General features: G+C 64.5%; 13 protein-coding genes. All 13 read right to left on the reverse strand.

Annotation, left to right across the window (positions count from 1 at the left end; all coding sequences use genetic code 11):
- Positions 1–15 precede the first annotated feature (15 nt).
- Entirely contained in the window at positions 16–903 is an 888-nt protein-coding gene (locus B7Y64_RS02805) for a formate dehydrogenase accessory sulfurtransferase FdhD (RefSeq protein WP_291326490.1), read from the reverse strand.
- A gap of 173 nt (positions 904–1,076) precedes the next feature.
- A complete protein-coding gene (locus B7Y64_RS02810) occupies positions 1,077–1,466 on the reverse strand; it encodes a hypothetical protein (protein WP_024816080.1) in 390 nt (129 codons plus the stop codon).
- 11 nt (positions 1,467–1,477) lie between these two features.
- A complete protein-coding gene (locus tag B7Y64_RS02815; protein ID WP_024816081.1) occupies positions 1,478–2,680 on the reverse strand; it encodes a formate dehydrogenase subunit gamma in 1,203 nt (400 codons plus the stop codon).
- Between the two features lie 13 nt (positions 2,681–2,693).
- The gene (locus B7Y64_RS02820; RefSeq protein ID WP_024816082.1) at positions 2,694–2,924 is read right to left on the reverse strand and encodes a hypothetical protein; all 231 of its coding nucleotides are present in this window, start codon (positions 2,922–2,924) and stop codon (positions 2,694–2,696) included.
- Positions 2,921–3,541, reverse strand: a complete 621-nt coding sequence (gene fdh3B / locus B7Y64_RS02825) for a formate dehydrogenase FDH3 subunit beta (RefSeq protein ID WP_291328332.1) — start codon at positions 3,539–3,541, stop codon at positions 2,921–2,923. The genes B7Y64_RS02820 and fdh3B overlap by 4 nt, the downstream gene beginning before the upstream one ends.
- Before the next feature lie 29 nt (positions 3,542–3,570).
- Positions 3,571–6,543 (reverse strand): formate dehydrogenase subunit alpha, encoded by a 2,973-nt coding sequence (locus tag B7Y64_RS02830; protein ID WP_291328334.1) that lies wholly within the window; start codon positions 6,541–6,543, stop codon positions 3,571–3,573.
- A 14-nt stretch (positions 6,544–6,557) separates the two neighbouring features.
- Entirely contained in the window at positions 6,558–6,767 is a 210-nt protein-coding gene (locus B7Y64_RS02835; protein ID WP_024816085.1) for a hypothetical protein, read from the reverse strand.
- A gap of 135 nt (positions 6,768–6,902) precedes the next feature.
- Positions 6,903–7,532: a molecular chaperone TorD family protein gene (locus B7Y64_RS02840; protein WP_024816086.1), complete on the reverse strand. Its 630-nt coding sequence runs from the start codon at positions 7,530–7,532 to the stop codon at positions 6,903–6,905.
- Complete coding sequence (locus tag B7Y64_RS02845) at positions 7,529–9,598, reverse strand: 4Fe-4S binding protein (protein WP_291325707.1); 2,070 nt, start codon at positions 9,596–9,598, stop codon at positions 7,529–7,531. The genes B7Y64_RS02840 and B7Y64_RS02845 overlap by 4 nt, the downstream gene beginning before the upstream one ends.
- Positions 9,558–10,265: a DUF3306 domain-containing protein gene (locus B7Y64_RS02850; RefSeq protein ID WP_291325689.1), complete on the reverse strand. Its 708-nt coding sequence runs from the start codon at positions 10,263–10,265 to the stop codon at positions 9,558–9,560. The genes B7Y64_RS02845 and B7Y64_RS02850 overlap by 41 nt, the downstream gene beginning before the upstream one ends.
- The gene (locus B7Y64_RS02855; RefSeq protein WP_291325691.1) at positions 10,258–10,830 is read right to left on the reverse strand and encodes a DUF3305 domain-containing protein; all 573 of its coding nucleotides are present in this window, start codon (positions 10,828–10,830) and stop codon (positions 10,258–10,260) included. The genes B7Y64_RS02850 and B7Y64_RS02855 overlap by 8 nt, the downstream gene beginning before the upstream one ends.
- A gap of 62 nt (positions 10,831–10,892) precedes the next feature.
- Positions 10,893–13,796 (reverse strand): formate dehydrogenase subunit alpha, encoded by a 2,904-nt coding sequence (gene fdhF / locus B7Y64_RS02860; protein WP_291325693.1) that lies wholly within the window; start codon positions 13,794–13,796, stop codon positions 10,893–10,895.
- Positions 13,793–15,703 carry an NADH-ubiquinone oxidoreductase-F iron-sulfur binding region domain-containing protein gene (locus B7Y64_RS02865; RefSeq protein WP_291325695.1) on the reverse strand — a complete coding sequence of 637 codons (1,911 nt, stop codon included), beginning with the start codon at positions 15,701–15,703 and terminating at the stop codon, positions 13,793–13,795. Before B7Y64_RS02865 ends, fdhF begins: the two co-directional genes overlap by 4 nt.
- Between the last annotated feature and the right edge of the window lie 59 nt (positions 15,704–15,762).

Raw genomic sequence — 15,762 nt, forward strand, 5'->3', positions numbered from 1 at the left:
AATGCGAGACGCCCGTTAGCCTACAGCGACAGGTGCGACAGGCGGAACCACCGCCAGTTCGGGCTGCAGCAGCAATCGGTCGGCACCGCTGTAACAGACAAAGCGCCGGTTGGTTGCACGGCCAATGGCACACAGGCCAAGTTGCTGCGCAACTGCATGCCCCATCTGCGTCATGCCGCTGCGCGACACCACGATGGGAACGCCCATCTGGGCCGATTTGATGACCATCTCGCTGGTCAACCGCCCCGTGGTGTAGAAGACTTTGTCGCTTCCGGCCATTTCACCGGCCTGCATCCACATCCAGCCGGCAATGGTGTCGATGGCGTTGTGTCGGCCCACGTCTTCTACAAAGATGAGCAACTCTTCACCGCAAAACAGCGCACAGCCATGCACTGAGCCGGCAGACTTGTAAGTGCTTTCCTTGATGCGGATGCCATTGACGATGTCATAAAGCTGCGCCTGGGTGAGCTGTGCCGCGGGCAGCTCGATGCGATCCACCTCGTCCATCAGTCCGCCAAAAACGCTGCCCTGGCCGCAGCCCGTGGTCACCACCTTGCTGGCAGTGCGTTCTTCGATGCGCGCGATGCCGTGGCGCGTCTTGACCGCTGCCGCATGGACTTCCCAATCGACGGTGATGGATTCGATGTCCTGTACCGATTGCACCAGCCGCTGGTTGCGCAGATAGCCCAGCACCAGCAATTCGGGCTGCGCACCCAGGGTCATCAGGGTGACAAGCTCGCGTTTGTCCACGTAGATGGTGAGCGGCCGCTCTGCGGGAATCTGCACCTGCTCCCGCTCGCCCCGTTCATTGACAACCTCCACACTCTGGGTGAGAGGCGCCTGGGCTTGCGTAAGACGCGGCAGCGTTGGCACAACAGAAGCAGGGTGCGAGGAACGTTTCATGGTGCCAATATACGCGGCAACCGCTCATGCGGCATGGCGCGGGGACTGTCGATGACGGGCTGCACTGGTGCTGCGACGATCTGCGCACTGTCCGCAGGGCGTCGGCCCGGTCCTGCTACAAAAAAGCCGCGCCCACAAAGTGGACACGGCTTTCATCCAGGCAATGGCTGCCTTCAGGACTTGGGCGCAGACGCGGCTGCCGCAGCAGGCACCAGCGTGCTGGGCGGGCTGCTGGCGGTGCCTGGCGGCGAATGCGCGCCCGCTGCCTCAGCGGGCTTGGCTGCTGGGGGCGTGTAGGCAAAGGGGCCGGGATCGGTGCAACCCGAACCCACCGCAGCGGCTGGCTTGGCCGATGGTGCCGTGTTGCGGTAGTGGGCGGCCACGCGATCTTGCGACAGACACAGCTTGTAGTTGCCCACCTTGCCAGCCCAGGCGGCCTTGGCGGCTGCTTCGGCAGCCTTGGCAGCTGCCTCTGGCGAAGGTGCAGGCAGCTTGGCAGATGCCAACGTGCAAACACTGGCTGCGCACAGCGCCAGCAACGAGGAACGGGAAAAATGCGTCATGGTGCGAAACCTCATACCTGCGCGGGACGACCCGCAGATGGTGTTGCGGCAGCATCGGCCGCCGGGTGGCTGGCGCTGCGTTGCCGTGGAATCTTGCCCGCCTGGACATCGTCATACCAAAGTTCATGGTGCTCACGGGCCCAGCCTTCGCTGACGTAGCCGGTTTTCATGGCCTTGTAGGCACCACGCATGCCGACGGTTCCCATGTAGATGTGACCGCAGATCAAGGCCATCATCCAGATCGCCAGCACGGCATGGATCATGTGGGCAACCTGCATGTCGCCACGCACATCGCCAAAGCCGGGAATCAGCTTGTCCAGCACCAGGCCCGTGGCCACCACGACGATGCCGGGAATGGTGATGCCCCACCAGAACAATCCCTTTTCGCCCGCGTTGAAACGGTGCGACGGCACCTGATGATCGCCACTGCCGAGCAGGCCGCCGCCTTTGCTCAGCCAGACAAAATCGGCGCGGTTGGCAATGTTGTCCTTCACAAAAGTGACAATGATGACCAGCAGCGAGACGGCAAACAAGGGGCCCATGAAGTTGTGCACGTTCTTGAGCGCGTAGGCCAGCCAGCCAAACAGCGTGCTGCCCATGACAGGCAGCAAAAAGAACTTGCCAAACGCCATCACGATGCCCGAAATAGCCAGGGCAATGAATGCACCGGCGTTCGCCCAGTGCGCGGCGCGCTCAAACGGTGTGAAACGCTCGATCTTGCGGCCCGATTCAGGGTGCTCATGCCCCAGGGAACCCTTGGTGAAATAGAAAATCGCCAAGGCAAGCAGCACAATGCCCAGCAAGGCCGCGCCATAAGGAATGATCCACTGATTGCGCACCTGGCGCCAACCCTCGCCAGCGTTGGTGAAACGCGCGCCTGGGTACTGCACCATCGGCTGAATCAGGTTGCCGGCCTCGGGCGCCTGGCTCAAGGGCAGGCTGCTGTAGCCGGTAACGCCCTGCCCCACCTGGCGCCACATCGGCGCGTTGTTGCCCGGCTGCACCTTACCGCGCTCGCCGTTGGTCTGCTCAGCATATTGGGGGTCGGCGCTGGCGTCGGGCTTCACCTGAAAGATGTTCTGGCTCTGAATCCCTGCCACTGCAGGCGCAGCGGAAGGTGCGGGAGCCACGTCAGGGGCCGCAGGCGTCTGAGCGTTCACGGTGCCCAACGCCGATGCCATTCCCAACAACAAGGCACACACGATGTGTTTCATAACGGGCCTCGCTTTATTGGGTGCGGGTGTATTCGTTCTGGCCGTATTGCTGGCGCGCCTTCAGATGCTGCTCCCAGCCCGCCTTGTCGCCTGCTTTCCAGCCCGGCTGGGTGAAATTGCTACCCGTGCCCGCGAAGGGTGCAGCGTCTTGCTTGACGCCACCACCGGTCTGCGGTTTTTCGGTGCAGGCGCTCAGGCCGGCAAGGGCCAATACCGCCGTCAGGGTGATGGAAATACGTTTCATGGCTTGGCTCCTGCAGGTGGCTGGGCACCCTGTTGTGTGCCATAGGCGGTGCCCCAGCCCCACACTTCGGCCCCTTTGCCGCGCTGAACGACACGGTTGCGAAAAATGTCGGCAACCACATCACCATCACCCGCCAGCAGGGCCTTGGTCGAGCACATCTCGGCGCAGGCAGGCAACTTGCCTTCAGCCAACCGGTTGCGCCCGTACTTTTCAAACTCTGCCTGGCTGCCATTGGCCTCGGGGCCACCGGCGCAGAAGGTGCACTTGTCCATCTTGCCGCGCACGCCGAACGTGCCTTGCGACGGGAACTGGGGTGCGCCAAACGGGCAAGCGTAGCTGCAATAGCCGCAGCCAATGCACACGTCCTTGTCATGCAACACCACACCCTCTTCGGTGCGATAAAAGCAGTTGACGGGGCAGACCGCCATGCAGGGTGCATCGCTGCAGTGCATGCAGGCCACCGAGATGGACTTCTCGCCCGGCACACCGTCGTTGAGCGTGACCACGCGGCGGCGGTTCACGCCCCATGGCACCTCGTGCTCGTTCTTGCAGGCGGTAACGCAGCCGTTGCATTCGATGCAGCGCTCTGCATCGCAGATGAATTTCATTCGTGCCATTGTTCTGTCTCCTGGTCAGCGCGGTGCGCTCAAGCCCGTTCCACGTTGCAGATCGTGGTCTTGGTTTCCTGCATCATGGTCACGCTGTCGTATCCATAGGTAGTGGCGGTGTTCACAGCCTCGCCCCGCACGATGGGGGCGGCCCCCTTCGGGTAGTGCGCCAGCATGTCGGCACCCTGCCAGCGGCCAGAGAAGTGGAAAGGCATCCAGACCGTGTCCGGTGCGACCCGTTCGGTGACCAGCGCCTGCACATTCAGGCGGGCGCCCGTGGGAGAGCTCAGCCACACGCGCTCGCCGTTGCGAATGCCCCGGTCGGCAGCCGTCTTGGGGTTGATTTCCACAAACGCCTCTTGCTGCAACTCGGCCAGCCAGGGGTTGGAGCGGGTTTCTTCGCCGCCACCTTCGTATTCGACCAGACGGCCGGAGCTGAGGATGAGCGGGAATTTTTCGTAGACCTTGTCGGCCACATTCTTGTCCTGCAGGCTCTTGTAGAGCGTGGGCAGGCGCCAGAAAGCCTTCTTGTCGTCGTGCGTGGGGTACTTGGCCACCAGATCGGGACGCGTGCCATAGATGGGCTCGCGGTGCTGGGGAATCGCATCGGGGAAGTTCCACACCACGGCCCGCGCCTTGGCGTTGCCAAAGGGATGGCAACCATGGTTCTTCATGACCACGCGGATGATGCCGCCCGAGGAATCGGTCTTCCAGTTCTTGCCTTCGGCCGCCGTCTTCTCGGCGTCGGTCAGCTCGTCCCACCAACCCAGCTTCTTGACCAGCACATGGTCAAACTCGGGGTAGCCGGTGGTGATGTCTGCGCCCAGTGAGTGCGATCCATCTTCGGCCAGCAGATTCATGCCATCCTTTTCCACGCCAAAGTTGGCGCGGAAATTACCACCACCGTCCATGACGTGGCGCGAGGTATCGTACAGATTGGCAGAGCCCGGGTGCTTGAGGTCGGGCGTGCCATAGCAAGGCCAGGGCAGTCCGAAATAATCTCCGGTGAAGTCGTACCCGGTTTCCTTGTCCTTGCCGCCCTTGGCCTTGAGGGTTTTCACGTCGAACAAGTGCATGTTCTTCATGTGGGCCTTCAGGCGCTCGGGGCTCTGGCCGGTGTAACCGATGGTCCAGACACTGCGGTTGATTTCACGCAGGATGTCCTCTGGCACAGGCTCGTCCATGCCCTTGACCTTCTGCATCTTGTAGTTCTTGGACAACTCGTTGGCAAAGCCGAGTTTCTCTGCGAACTGGTGCATGATCATGTGATCGCTGCGGCTCTCCCACAACGGCTCGATCACCTTTTCGCGCCACTGCAGCGAGCGGTTGGATGCCGTGCACGAACCGCTGGTTTCAAACTGCGTGGCTGCAGGCAGCAGGTACACCGCGCGGTTGGGGTTCAGGTCTTCGGCCTTGCCCGGCATGGCAGCCATGGCGGCAGTGGCGGATGGGTAAGGGTCCACCACCACCAGCAAGTCCAGCTTGTCCATGGCGCGCTTCATTTCGAGGCCACGGGTCTGCGAGTTGGGGGCATGGCCCCAATAGAACACGCCGCGCAGGTTGCTGTCCTGGTCGATCAGCTCGTTCTTCTCCAGCACGCCGTCAATCCAGCGCGACACGGTGATGCCGTTCTTGGTCATCATCGCGGGCGTGGCGTACTGCTTTTTGATCCACTCAAAGTCCACACCCCACACGTTGGCGAAGTGCTTCCACGCACCTTCGGCCAGGCCGTAGTAGCCGGGCAGCGAGTCAGGGTTGGGGCCAACGTCGGTCGCGCCCTGCACGTTGTCGTGGCCACGGAAGATGTTGGTGCCACCCCCGCTCTTGCCCACATTGCCCAGAGCGAGTTGGAGGATGCAGGAGGCGCGCACCATGGCATTGCCAATGGAGTGCTGCGTCTGCCCCATACACCAGACGATCGTGCCGGGGTTGTTGTCGTGCAGCATCTTGGCGACCTTGAACATCTGGTCTTCCTTGACGCCGCAAGCCTCTTCCACCTTGTCGGGCGACCACTTGGCAAGCACATCCTCACGCACCTTGTCCATGCCATAGACGCGGTCGTGGATGTACTTCTTGTCTTCCCAGCCGTTCTTGAAGATGTGGTACAGCAGACCAAAGAGGAATGGAATGTCGGTGCCCGAGCGGATGCGCACGTACTCGTCGGCCTTGGCAGCGGTGCGGGTGAAACGTGGGTCCACCACGATCATCTTGCAGCCGGTTTCCTTGGCATGCAGCATGTGCAGCATGCTCACCGGGTGGGCCTCGGCGGCGTTGGAGCCGATGTACAGAGCGACCTTGCTGTTTTGCATGTCGTTGTACGAATTGGTCATGGCACCGTAGCCCCAGGTGTTGGCAACGCCGGCCACGGTGGTCGAGTGGCAAATGCGCGCCTGGTGATCGCAGTTGTTGGTACCCCAGAAGCTCACGAACTTGCGCAGCAGGTAGGCCTGTTCATTGCTGTGCTTGGAAGAGCCGATGAAGTACACGCTGTCAGGGCCACTGGCCTTGCGCAGTTCCAGCATCTTGGCGGAGATTTCGGTCAGGGCCGTATCCCAGCTGATGCGCTCGTACTTGCCGTTGACCAGCTTCATCGGGTACCGCAGGCGGTACTCGCCGTGGCCGTGCTCGCGCACTGACGCCCCCTTGGCGCAGTGGGCGCCCAGGTTGATGGGCGAGTCAAACACCGGTTCCTGGCGCACCCAGATGCCGTTCTCGACCACGGCATCCACAGCACAGCCCACCGAGCAATGGGTGCACACGGTGCGGCGCACTTCGATCTTGCTGTCGCCCAGGCCCACCTTGGCACCTTCGGCGGCGTTGGATTTCTTGACCAGTGCGAGCTGCGACGCCGCAATCCCTACCCCGACCCCCAGGCCGGAGCGGCGCAGGAAAGAACGGCGGTCCATCGTGGGCAGCGCCTGCGAAAGGCCCCGGCGCAGGCTGTGCACAAACGGCGAAACGGGTGCGGAGGTGCCCTGGTGGGCGTGCGAAGACTTCTTGGTTAGCAACATGGCGTGCCCCGCTGTCAGAGTTGGGTGGTTTTGTAGTACTGCTTGACGTGGTCCGACACGTAGTAGCCACCGCCTTTTTCAGGGGCCACACGAGCGACCTCGGCCACTACGGCATCGGCCGGGGCCATGCGGGGCAACGTGGCCACAGCTGCTGCAGCGGCGCCCACCGTGGCGGCGCCGGCAAAGAACTTACGACGGGAAGAAGAAGGCTGGCGATCCGGCATGCATGTCTCCAGTGGCTGGCAGTTATGAACGTATTTGCATACAGTCTATGTCAGTGTGTAAATCCCTGCAATTGGGTGAAACGCCTGCGACCGATGGAGCCGCGAGGCAAACAACACCTGGAGGGATACCCACCATCAGTCGAGCATGTCGAAGCCCTGCGCTTCCACCGCCACGAAAGCCCGCGTGAATTGGGCCAGCGCGGCATAAAAGTGGGCTGCGGGCTGCCCCTGCAGGGCATCGCACAACTGCAAAATCCATGGCTGCAGATGTGTCGCAAAAAAGTTGCGTTGCGCCGTCAGGTTGCAGACAGCCACGTCGTCACCCGCAATCAGGTAACGCATCACTTCGCACAGATAGGCCACATGGTCTTCGGTTTCCGGCATCGCTTCGCCACGCGCCAGGCCCAGCGCCGCAAGGTCGCTGCGCAATCGCACCAGCGGCTTTTCGTTCAAAAATCCGCTCAGGTAATGCGAGCCATACAGAAACACTTCTGGCTTGCCCACGCCACCGAACAGGCGGTCAAATTCTGCGGCAATGGCCTCGTCGTCCTGGGCCCGCGCAGCCCCCACCAGTTGCTGCCAGGGTTCCTGCAAAAAACCGCCTGCCGCGGGGGCTTCGGTGACCGCCACTCGCAGTGCCGCCAGGGTGTCAGGGGTAGGCTTGGCGTAGTACAGCTGCGCCAGCAGCCCATACAGCTCGGCGCGCGCGGTTTCTTCGTCCAGCGCCGAACTGCCGGCCAGATTCAGGGAGAGGGAATCGCTCACAGGTCGGTCACTTTCGTTTCGCTTTGGGAGGAATACAGGTCGATGACGCGGCAATCGCTGCACATCTTGAGCCGTTCCAGTGCCTCGCCCTGGAACATGGCGTGGCCCGACAGCTTGCCCAACATGGCCTCAATGGCCTTCACGGTGCCGAAGGGTTTGCTGCAACGCACACAGGCCCAGGGCTTGGCTTCGTTGAGCACGCGCAACTGGCTGCGCTCGGGCGTGAGCAGCAGCCGCGGCTGCAGCGCAATGGCGTCTTCGGGACAGGTGGTGGCGCACAGGCCGCACTGCACGCAGTTTTGCTCGATGAAACGCAACTGGGGCAACTGCGGGTTATCTTGCAATGCACTGGCCGGGCAAGCGCTCACGCAGCTCAGGCACAGCGTGCAGCGGTCTTTGTTGACCGTGATGGTGCCCAGCGGTGCACCCGCCGCAGGCAGCGCAATGGCTTCGGGCCGCTGGTCCGCGGGCATTGGGGCTTGGGCAATCAGGTGGTCGAGTGCCAGCTCCAGCGTGCTGCGCTTTTCTTGCGCCACGGCAAATCGCGCAGCCGCCGACGGCACCGTCTGGCGGGTGTGCGACAGGGCCTGCAGACCCGCATCCAGATCGGTGGGATTGCGCGCGCGCAGAAGTTTCAGGTGCGTGCCTGCATAGCCCAGACCATTGAGGATGGCCTGGGCCACTGCCATCTGCGCCTCCAGGCCGTCCAGGTATTGGGGTGCCTCTTCGCTGGTGACCAGCACCACGATCTGCGAGGCGCCAAAGGCCACGGCACTGAGCCACAGGTCGACCCCCGTGCTGGCCGTGTGCCACAACGCCACCGGCAGCACATGCGCCGGAACCCCGTGGGCAATCTTGAGCTGCGCCGCCCGGCCCAGCTCTTCCACCAAAGCCTGGCCACACTCCTGGCTGTGCAGCAGCAACACGGCATCCTTGCCACCGGCCGCCGTGTAAGTGGACAACAGGGTCTTGAGCTTCAGGCCCTGATCGGTGGCACCGGGGTAGGCATAGGTCAGCGCGCCCGTGGGGCACACGGTGGTGCAGGCGCCGCAACCCACGCACAGGTTGGGGTTCACCTTGATCTGTTGACGGCTCTTGTCGCTGGTGATGGCTTCGGCCGAGCAGATGTCCACGCAGGCATTGCAACCCACGGTTTCGTTGCGGCTGTGCGCACAGAGCTTTTGCTTGTAGGCAAAGAACTTGGGCTTTTCGAACTCGCCCACCAGCTCGCGCAGGCGCAGCAGCGTGCCCATTTCACGCCCGTCCCAGCGGAAATAGCCTTGGGGCAGCGCGTGCTGCAAAAAGGTGGGGGTGGCGTCTGCCGGGCGCAGATCGAGCACCAGATCGAAGCGCTCCTGGTGCGCCGCGGCCTCGCGGGTGAAATCGATGGCACCCGCCACCTGGCACACCTTGACGCAGGCGCGGTGCGACTGGCAGGCGGACAGGTCGACCTGGTAGTCGAGCCCGATGGCGTTTTCGGGGCAGGCGGCCACGCAGGCGTTGCAGCGTGTGCACAGGTCCAGGTCAATCGGGTTGTCGGCCGCCCACTGCAGCTCAAAGGCCCCCAGCCAGCCCGTGAGGCCCGTGATGCGCCCGCCCAGCACCGGAAAACGCCGTGCCTGCGCCCCGCCCGCGTTGCCGGGGCCCTGGGTGAACAGCGTGACATCCAGCACATCGGACACCAGAGCGGCCGCCTGCTCCGCTGCGTCCAGCGCGCCGATGATGAGCAGCCGCCCAGCGCTCTTGAACGTGACGGTAGGCACCGGGGCGGGTTCAGGCAGATGGGCGGCGGCCAGCAACGCCGCTATCTTGGGGCTGGCCTTGCCGGCGTCGCGGCTCCAGCCACCCGTTTCGCGGATGTTCACGAAACGGATGGGCGAGAGCGCGCCTTCGGTCTGCTGCCCCAGGTCGGCAAACAGCCGTTGTTCCTGCGTGCAGGCCACCACAACGGGTTCACCGCTCTGGATCGCACGCTGGAATGCGCCGGCATCACGCCGGCACAGGGTGGAATGGAGGGTCAGGTTCTCATGAAGTGCCTCGCCCAGCGCTTTCGCGTTGAGGGGCATCGTCTGGTTGCAGTCGCAGATCAGCGTGGTCATGTGGTTCTTGGCTGGCAGGCAGGGCCGGTTCGCCGGGGTGCGAACGCATGGCCGTCACCGGCGTGCTGGGTAATTCAGTGCAGTCCCCCGACTGTGCCACGCCTTCGCTGACGCTGGCGTCAGCATCATCCCCAGTCTGACCGTCTCCAGGGGCCATTGCCGGCACCTGGGCCACGGGCGCGGACTCTTGCGTTTTTTTCTCGTCGTCAAAAAAGCCCAGAAACTGGGCGCTGGCCATCTGGCGCAGCATGGATGCGGGCAAGGGGTCGGGAATGGAATAGTCCCCGATATAGATGTCGAGCCCATCCATCACGTTGTAATGCGGGTCGGCAAACAACTTCTTCATGGCCGCGTTGCGCACTTCGGGGGCCACACCACGGGCCACGAAGGGCTTGAAATCGGAATCGGAGGTGAGCGCCTGGGCGTCGGCCAGCGTGGGGGGCGGCGGCTCGGCCGCTGCCGCTGCAGAGGTTGCGGGCACCGGTGCAGCCTGCGCGTTCACTGCCTGCGGGCGGCTGCCCGGTGCCGCAGCCGGTTCCAGCGGCACAGGAGCGGGCGCGGGTTCCTGCAGCGGTTTGCCCTCGCGCACGTCCCGCTTGCGCTGCGACCAGCGGCCCAGGAACCCGTCAGCCATGGCTTCCTCCTGCGCTACCACCACCGCCGCCGCCACCCCGCATTTTTTCGGTAGACACCGACGCGGGGTTGCCAAAACGGTCCTGCAGCGACCTAAAACTGTCGGGCCGCTTGCGGCGTTTGGGCTCGGGCTGGTAATGGGCGTCTACAAAGGCGCGCAGGCCTTCCAGCACTTCGGGGGCGGCGGGCACCTGTTCCACGGACTCCTGCGCATCGAGCCAGCGGCCGGCGTCGTGGTAGCTCAGGCTCACCGCCACGGGGCGCGCCAGCGGTGTGTTGGTGCCGGTGTCCTCATCCATGCGCCACATCACAAACCAGCAGGGCGCGGGCGACGCCAGGTTCAGGTGATAGCCCTCGGCATCGTCGCGAAACAACTCTACGGCAAAACCGGGGAACAGCCACAGCTCTTCACGCTCATCCTGCCGCAGCCGCCGGGGCTCGGTGCCAAATGCAGGCTCATGGGGCACCACATCGGCCAGTGACCAGCGCCAGGGCTGCCAGCGGTTGTCAATGCGTTCGCGGCGCATCAGAACGGCGACTTCAGAAGTAGGACGGGGGGTGGACATGGCCTGACTTTACCCCGGCGCAATGCCCCATGGGCCACCCGCGGGCAAAGCCCTCGTCTGCGTCATTGCGCTGATGGTGGCAGCACGGTGATGGCCACGGCGCAATATTTGAACTCGGGGATCTTGCCAAACGGATCGAGCGCCGCGTTGGTCAGCAGATTGGCCGCAGCCTCCACATACGCGAAGGGCATGAAGACCGTGCCGCGCGGCGTGCCGTCGTCGCGCCGCAGCCGCACCTTCACCATGCCGCGCCGCGATCGGATGCCCACCAACGCGCCCGGCGCCACGCCCAGCCGTGCAAGCTCGTCGCCGTGCACGGAGGCCGTGGCCATGGGCTCGATCGCGTCCAGCACCGTGCTGCGCCGCGTCATGCTGCCGGTGTGCCAGTGCTCCAGCTGGCGGCCGGTGATGAGCACCAGCGGAAACTCGGCATCGGGCTTCTCTGCCGCCGGCGTCCCACTGGCAGGCACCAGCGTGAGGCGGCCCGTGGGCGTAGGAAATTTCTCGGTAAAGACGATGGGCTGGCCCGGGTCGTCTTCGGTGAGGCAGGGGTAAGTCACGCTCGAATCGCGCTCCAGCCGGTTCCAGGTGATGCCCTCGATGCTCGCGTGCATGGCCTGGCGCATTTCGTCGTACACGGCGGCTACGCCAGATTCCTCGCCTTCGTAGTTCCAGTCCAAGCCCATCCGTCGAGCAAGTTGCTGGATGATCCACAGATCAGGCTGAGCATCACCGGGCGGGTTCAACGCGCGGCGGCCCATCTGCACCATGCGGTCGGTGTTGCTGGCCGTGCCGGTCTTTTCGGGCCAGGCGCTCGCGGGCAGCACCACGTCGGCCAGCCAGGCGGTTTCGGTCAAAAAAATGTCCTGCACCACCAGGTGCTGCAGGCTGGCCAGCGCGTGGCGCGCATGGTTCAGGTCGGGGTCGCTCATCGCAGGGTTCTCACCCATGATGTACATGCCGCGCACCTTGTGCGGGTCGCTGTCAGGCGCCAGCGCCTTGTGCATGATTTCGACCACCGTGTAGCCGGGCGCGTCATCGAGTTGGGTGCCCCAGAAGCCTTCAAACCACGCATGCGCCCCGGCGTTGTCCACGCGCTGGTAGTTGGGGAACATCATGGGGATGAGCCCCGCGTCACTTGCGCCCTGCACGTTGTTCTGGCCACGCAGCGGGTGCAGGCCCGAGCCGGGCTTGCCGATCTGGCCGGTGACGGCGCACAGCGCGATCAGGCAGCGCGCGTTGTCGGTGCCGTGGATGTGCTGGCTCACGCCCATGCCCCAGAGGATCATTGAGGCCTTGGCCTGCGCAAACGCACGCGCCACCTCGCGCAGTGTCTCGGCCGGGATGCCGCACACCGGCGCCATGGCCTCGGGGCTGCAGCCCATCACGTTGGCCTTGAGCGCCTCGAAATTGTTGGTGCGATCGCGGATAAATGCCTCATCCACCAGGCCTTCGTCGATCACCGTGTGGATCAGTGCGTTGAGCAGGGCCACGTCGGTGTCGGCCTTGAACTGCAGCGTGCGCCAGGCGTGGGTTCGCAAGTCGGTGATGCGGGGGTCGGCCAGCACGATCTTGGCGCCACGTTTTGCGGCGTTCTTCATCCAGGTGGCGGCCACGGGGTGGTTGGCTGTGGGGTTGGAGCCGATCACGAAGATCAGCTCGGCATGCTCCACGTCGTTCACCGGGTTGCTCACTGCGCCCGAGCCCACACCTTCGAGCAGCGCGGCCACGCTGGAGGCGTGGCACAGCCGCGTGCAGTGGTCCACGTTGTTGCTGCCAAAGCCGGTGCGCACGAGTTTCTGGAACAAGTAGGCCTCTTCGTTGCTGCCCTTGGCCGAGCCAAAGCCCGCCAGCGCCTTGGGGCCGTGCGTGTCGCGCAGTGACTTCAGCGTGCCGGCGGCCAGATCGAGCGCCTCGTCCCAGCTGGCCTCGCGGAACACCGCCCGCCAGTCGGCACCGTAGGGCTGCACCTCTTTCGGCACGCCGGGCTTGCGGATCAGCGGCACCGTCAGGCGGTCGGGGTGGTGGGCGTAGTCGAAACCAAAGCGCCCCTTCACGCACAGGCGGCCATGGTTGGCCGGGCCGTCGCGGCCTTCGACGCTGATGATTTTTTCGTCGCGCACGTTGTAGGTGATGAGGCAGCCCACGCCGCAGAACGGGCAGACCGAATCGACCTTGCGGTCCACCTTTTGGGAGCCAATGTGCGTCTTGGGGCTGAGCGCGCCCGTGGGGCAGGCCTTCACGCATTCGCCGCAGGCCACGCAGATGCTCTCTGCCATGGGGTCGTCGAGGTCGAAGACGATCTTGCTGTCGGCACCACGCAGCGCGTAGCCGATCACGTCGTTGACCTGCTCTTCACGGCAGGCGCGCACGCAGCGGTTGCACTGGATGCAGGCGTCCAGGTTCACCGCCATGGCGGGGTGGCTCAGATCGGGCGCGGGCTGCTGGCGGCGCAGGGCTTTCAGCGCGGGCCGCGCTGCCACGCCCAGGCGGGTGGCCCATTCGCTCAGCTCGCCGTGTTGACCTGTCGATTCTGGAGTTTTAGAGTCAAATTGGCCTCTAGCGCTTTCTGGATAAACGCTAACAGCTATTAATTCAGGAGTATTTTTCTGTTCGTCGTTCCACCGGTAACCCATATCGGGCATGTCCGACAGCAGCATCTCCACCACCATTTGCTGGCTCTTGCGGGCGCGCGGGCTGGCCGCCTGCACCTTCATGCCCGGCGTCGGGGCACGGCAGCAGCTGGGTGCCAGCGTGCGCTCGCCCGCGATCTCGACCACGCAGGCGCGGCAGTTGCCATCGGGGCGCAGGCCGTCGCTGTAGCACAAGTGCGGGATCTCCACGCCGTGGCGCTGCGCGGCTTTCAAAATGGTTTCGCCGGGGTGGGCTGTGACGGGCTGGCCATCCAGCTCAAAAGCCACGCCGGGCTCGACGGGTGTGGCGCAAGAGGTCAACACCGCGCTCATGGCTTCGCCCCTCCAGGCAGTTGCTCGGCCAGCGGGCTGTTGCGCGGCTTGGGCAGGTCGCCCGGCCAGGGCCCGGCACCCACTTCGTGCGCAAAGTATTTGTGGATGCAGCGGATGGGGTTGGGCGCCGCCTGCCCCAACCCGCAAATGGATGCATCGGCCATCACCTGCGCCAGGTCGTCCAGCAAGTCAGCATCCCACTGCGGTGCCTGCATCAGCGTGGCCGCCTTGGCCGTGCCCACGCGGCAGGGCGTGCATTGGCCGCAGCTTTCGTGTTCAAAAAACCGCATCACGTTCAGCGCCGCATCCCGCGCCCGATCGTGCTGGCTGAGCACGATGACGGCGGCCGAGCCGATGAAGCAACCATAGGGCTGCAGGGTGTCAAAGTCGAGCGGGATGTTGGCCAGGCTGGCAGGCAGGATGCCGCCCGAGGCACCGCCCGGCAGGTAGGCGTAGAGCTGGTGGCCGTCCGCCATGCCGCCGCAGAATTCGTCGATGAGTTCCTGCACGGTGATGCCCGCAGGCGCCAGCTTGACGCCAGGGTGCTTCACGCGCCCGCTCACGCTGAAACTGCGCAGCCCTTTGCGGCCGTGGCGGCCAAAGCTGGCAAACCACTGCGGGCCGCGCTCGACAATGTCGCGCACCCAGTACAGGGTTTCAAAGTTGTGCTCCAGCGTGGGGCGGCCGAACAGGCCCACCTGCGCGATGTAGGGCGGGCGCATGCGGGGTTCGCCACGCTTACCTTCAATGCTCTCGATCATGGCCGACTCTTCGCCGCAGATGTAGGCACCCGCGCCGCGCCGCAGTTCGATGTGCGGCAGCGGGCATGGTGGCTCGGTGCGCAGGTCATCCAGCGCCGCTTGCAGCTGCGCGCGGCAGCCGTGGTATTCGTCGCGCAGGTAGATGTAGACGGACTCGGTGCCCACCACCTGGGCCGCGATGAGCACGCCCTCCAGAAAACGGTGTGGGTCGCGTTCGAGGTAGGTGCGGTCCTTGAAGGTGCCGGGCTCGCCTTCGTCAATGTTCACCGCCATCAGGCGCGGCGCGGGCTGATCCCGAACAATGCGCCACTTGCGCCCTGCCGGAAATCCCGCGCCGCCCAGGCCGCGCAGGCCCGAGTTCTCCATGGCGGTCAGCACGGCCTCAGCATCCATCTCGCCATTGACCAACGCTGCGGCCGTCTGATAACCGCCGTGGGCGCGGTAGGTGGCGAGGTCGGTGTGGGCGGGGCTGACCCCGTCCGGCTGCACCGGCACACTTTGCCCGGCCAGCGTCGCAACGTCAAAATTAATAGCTGCTTGAGCTTGTGGATGAAGCGCCAGAGCCCGATTTGGCTTCAAATTGACGGCGTCCAGCACCGCATCGACCGTGGCGCGCGGCACCGGGCACTGGTGCACCACAGCCACCGGCGCCTGCTCGCAGCGGCCCACGCAGGGCACAGCCTGTACCTGCACATCGCCCAGCCCTCCACCCAGGTTCATCGCACGCAGGCGCTCGGGCAACGCAGCCAACAGTTCGCGTGCACCGGCCAGGCTGCAGCTGAGGCTGTCGCACACGCGCAGCACCAGGCGCGGGGCCACAGCGTCGTCGCCACGCACGATGTCGAAGTGGTGATAGAAGCTGGCCACCTCGTATACCTCGGCCATGGGCAGATTCATCTGCCGGGCCAGCGCCACCAGGTGCCGGTCGTGCAGCACGCCAAAGTGGTCGTTCAGGCGGTGCAGATACTCAATGAGCAGGTCGCGCCGCAAGCCTGTGGCCGGGCGCGGGCCCAGCAACTGCGCCACCTCGGCCATGGCGGCGTCTTCGGGCTGGCGGCCCTTGAGGTGGCTTTTGCGGCGAATGCGCTCGCGCATGTCATCAACGGACACGGCGGCCACGGTGGGGGCTTCGGGGGTGGATTTCATGGGGCCATCAAGCGAAAAGCGTCAACCGCAGGCAGTGTGGCGGCCGCTTGCAGCCGCGT

Origin of the sequence: Acidovorax sp. 35-64-16 (genome assembly GCF_002281195.1) — a bacterium.
Taxonomy (GTDB): Bacteria; Pseudomonadota; Gammaproteobacteria; order Burkholderiales; family Burkholderiaceae_C; genus Acidovorax; species Acidovorax defluvii.

Coding starts and splice junctions, on each gene's coding strand:
- B7Y64_RS02805 (WP_291326490.1), bottom strand. CDS start 903: ATGAAACGTTCCTCGCACCCTGCTTCTGTTGTGCCAACGCTGCCGCGT.
- B7Y64_RS02810 (WP_024816080.1), bottom strand. CDS start 1,466: ATGACGCATTTTTCCCGTTCCTCGTTGCTGGCGCTGTGCGCAGCCAGT.
- B7Y64_RS02815 (WP_024816081.1), bottom strand. CDS start 2,680: ATGAAACACATCGTGTGTGCCTTGTTGTTGGGAATGGCATCGGCGTTG.
- B7Y64_RS02820 (WP_024816082.1), bottom strand. CDS start 2,924: ATGAAACGTATTTCCATCACCCTGACGGCGGTATTGGCCCTTGCCGGC.
- fdh3B (WP_291328332.1), bottom strand. CDS start 3,541: ATGGCACGAATGAAATTCATCTGCGATGCAGAGCGCTGCATCGAATGC.
- B7Y64_RS02830 (WP_291328334.1), bottom strand. CDS start 6,543: ATGTTGCTAACCAAGAAGTCTTCGCACGCCCACCAGGGCACCTCCGCA.
- B7Y64_RS02835 (WP_024816085.1), bottom strand. CDS start 6,767: ATGCCGGATCGCCAGCCTTCTTCTTCCCGTCGTAAGTTCTTTGCCGGC.
- B7Y64_RS02845 (WP_291325707.1), bottom strand. CDS start 9,598: ATGCCCCTCAACGCGAAAGCGCTGGGCGAGGCACTTCATGAGAACCTG.
- B7Y64_RS02850 (WP_291325689.1), bottom strand. CDS start 10,265: ATGGCTGACGGGTTCCTGGGCCGCTGGTCGCAGCGCAAGCGGGACGTG.
- B7Y64_RS02855 (WP_291325691.1), bottom strand. CDS start 10,830: ATGTCCACCCCCCGTCCTACTTCTGAAGTCGCCGTTCTGATGCGCCGC.
- fdhF (WP_291325693.1), bottom strand. CDS start 13,796: ATGAGCGCGGTGTTGACCTCTTGCGCCACACCCGTCGAGCCCGGCGTG.
- B7Y64_RS02865 (WP_291325695.1), bottom strand. CDS start 15,703: ATGAAATCCACCCCCGAAGCCCCCACCGTGGCCGCCGTGTCCGTTGAT.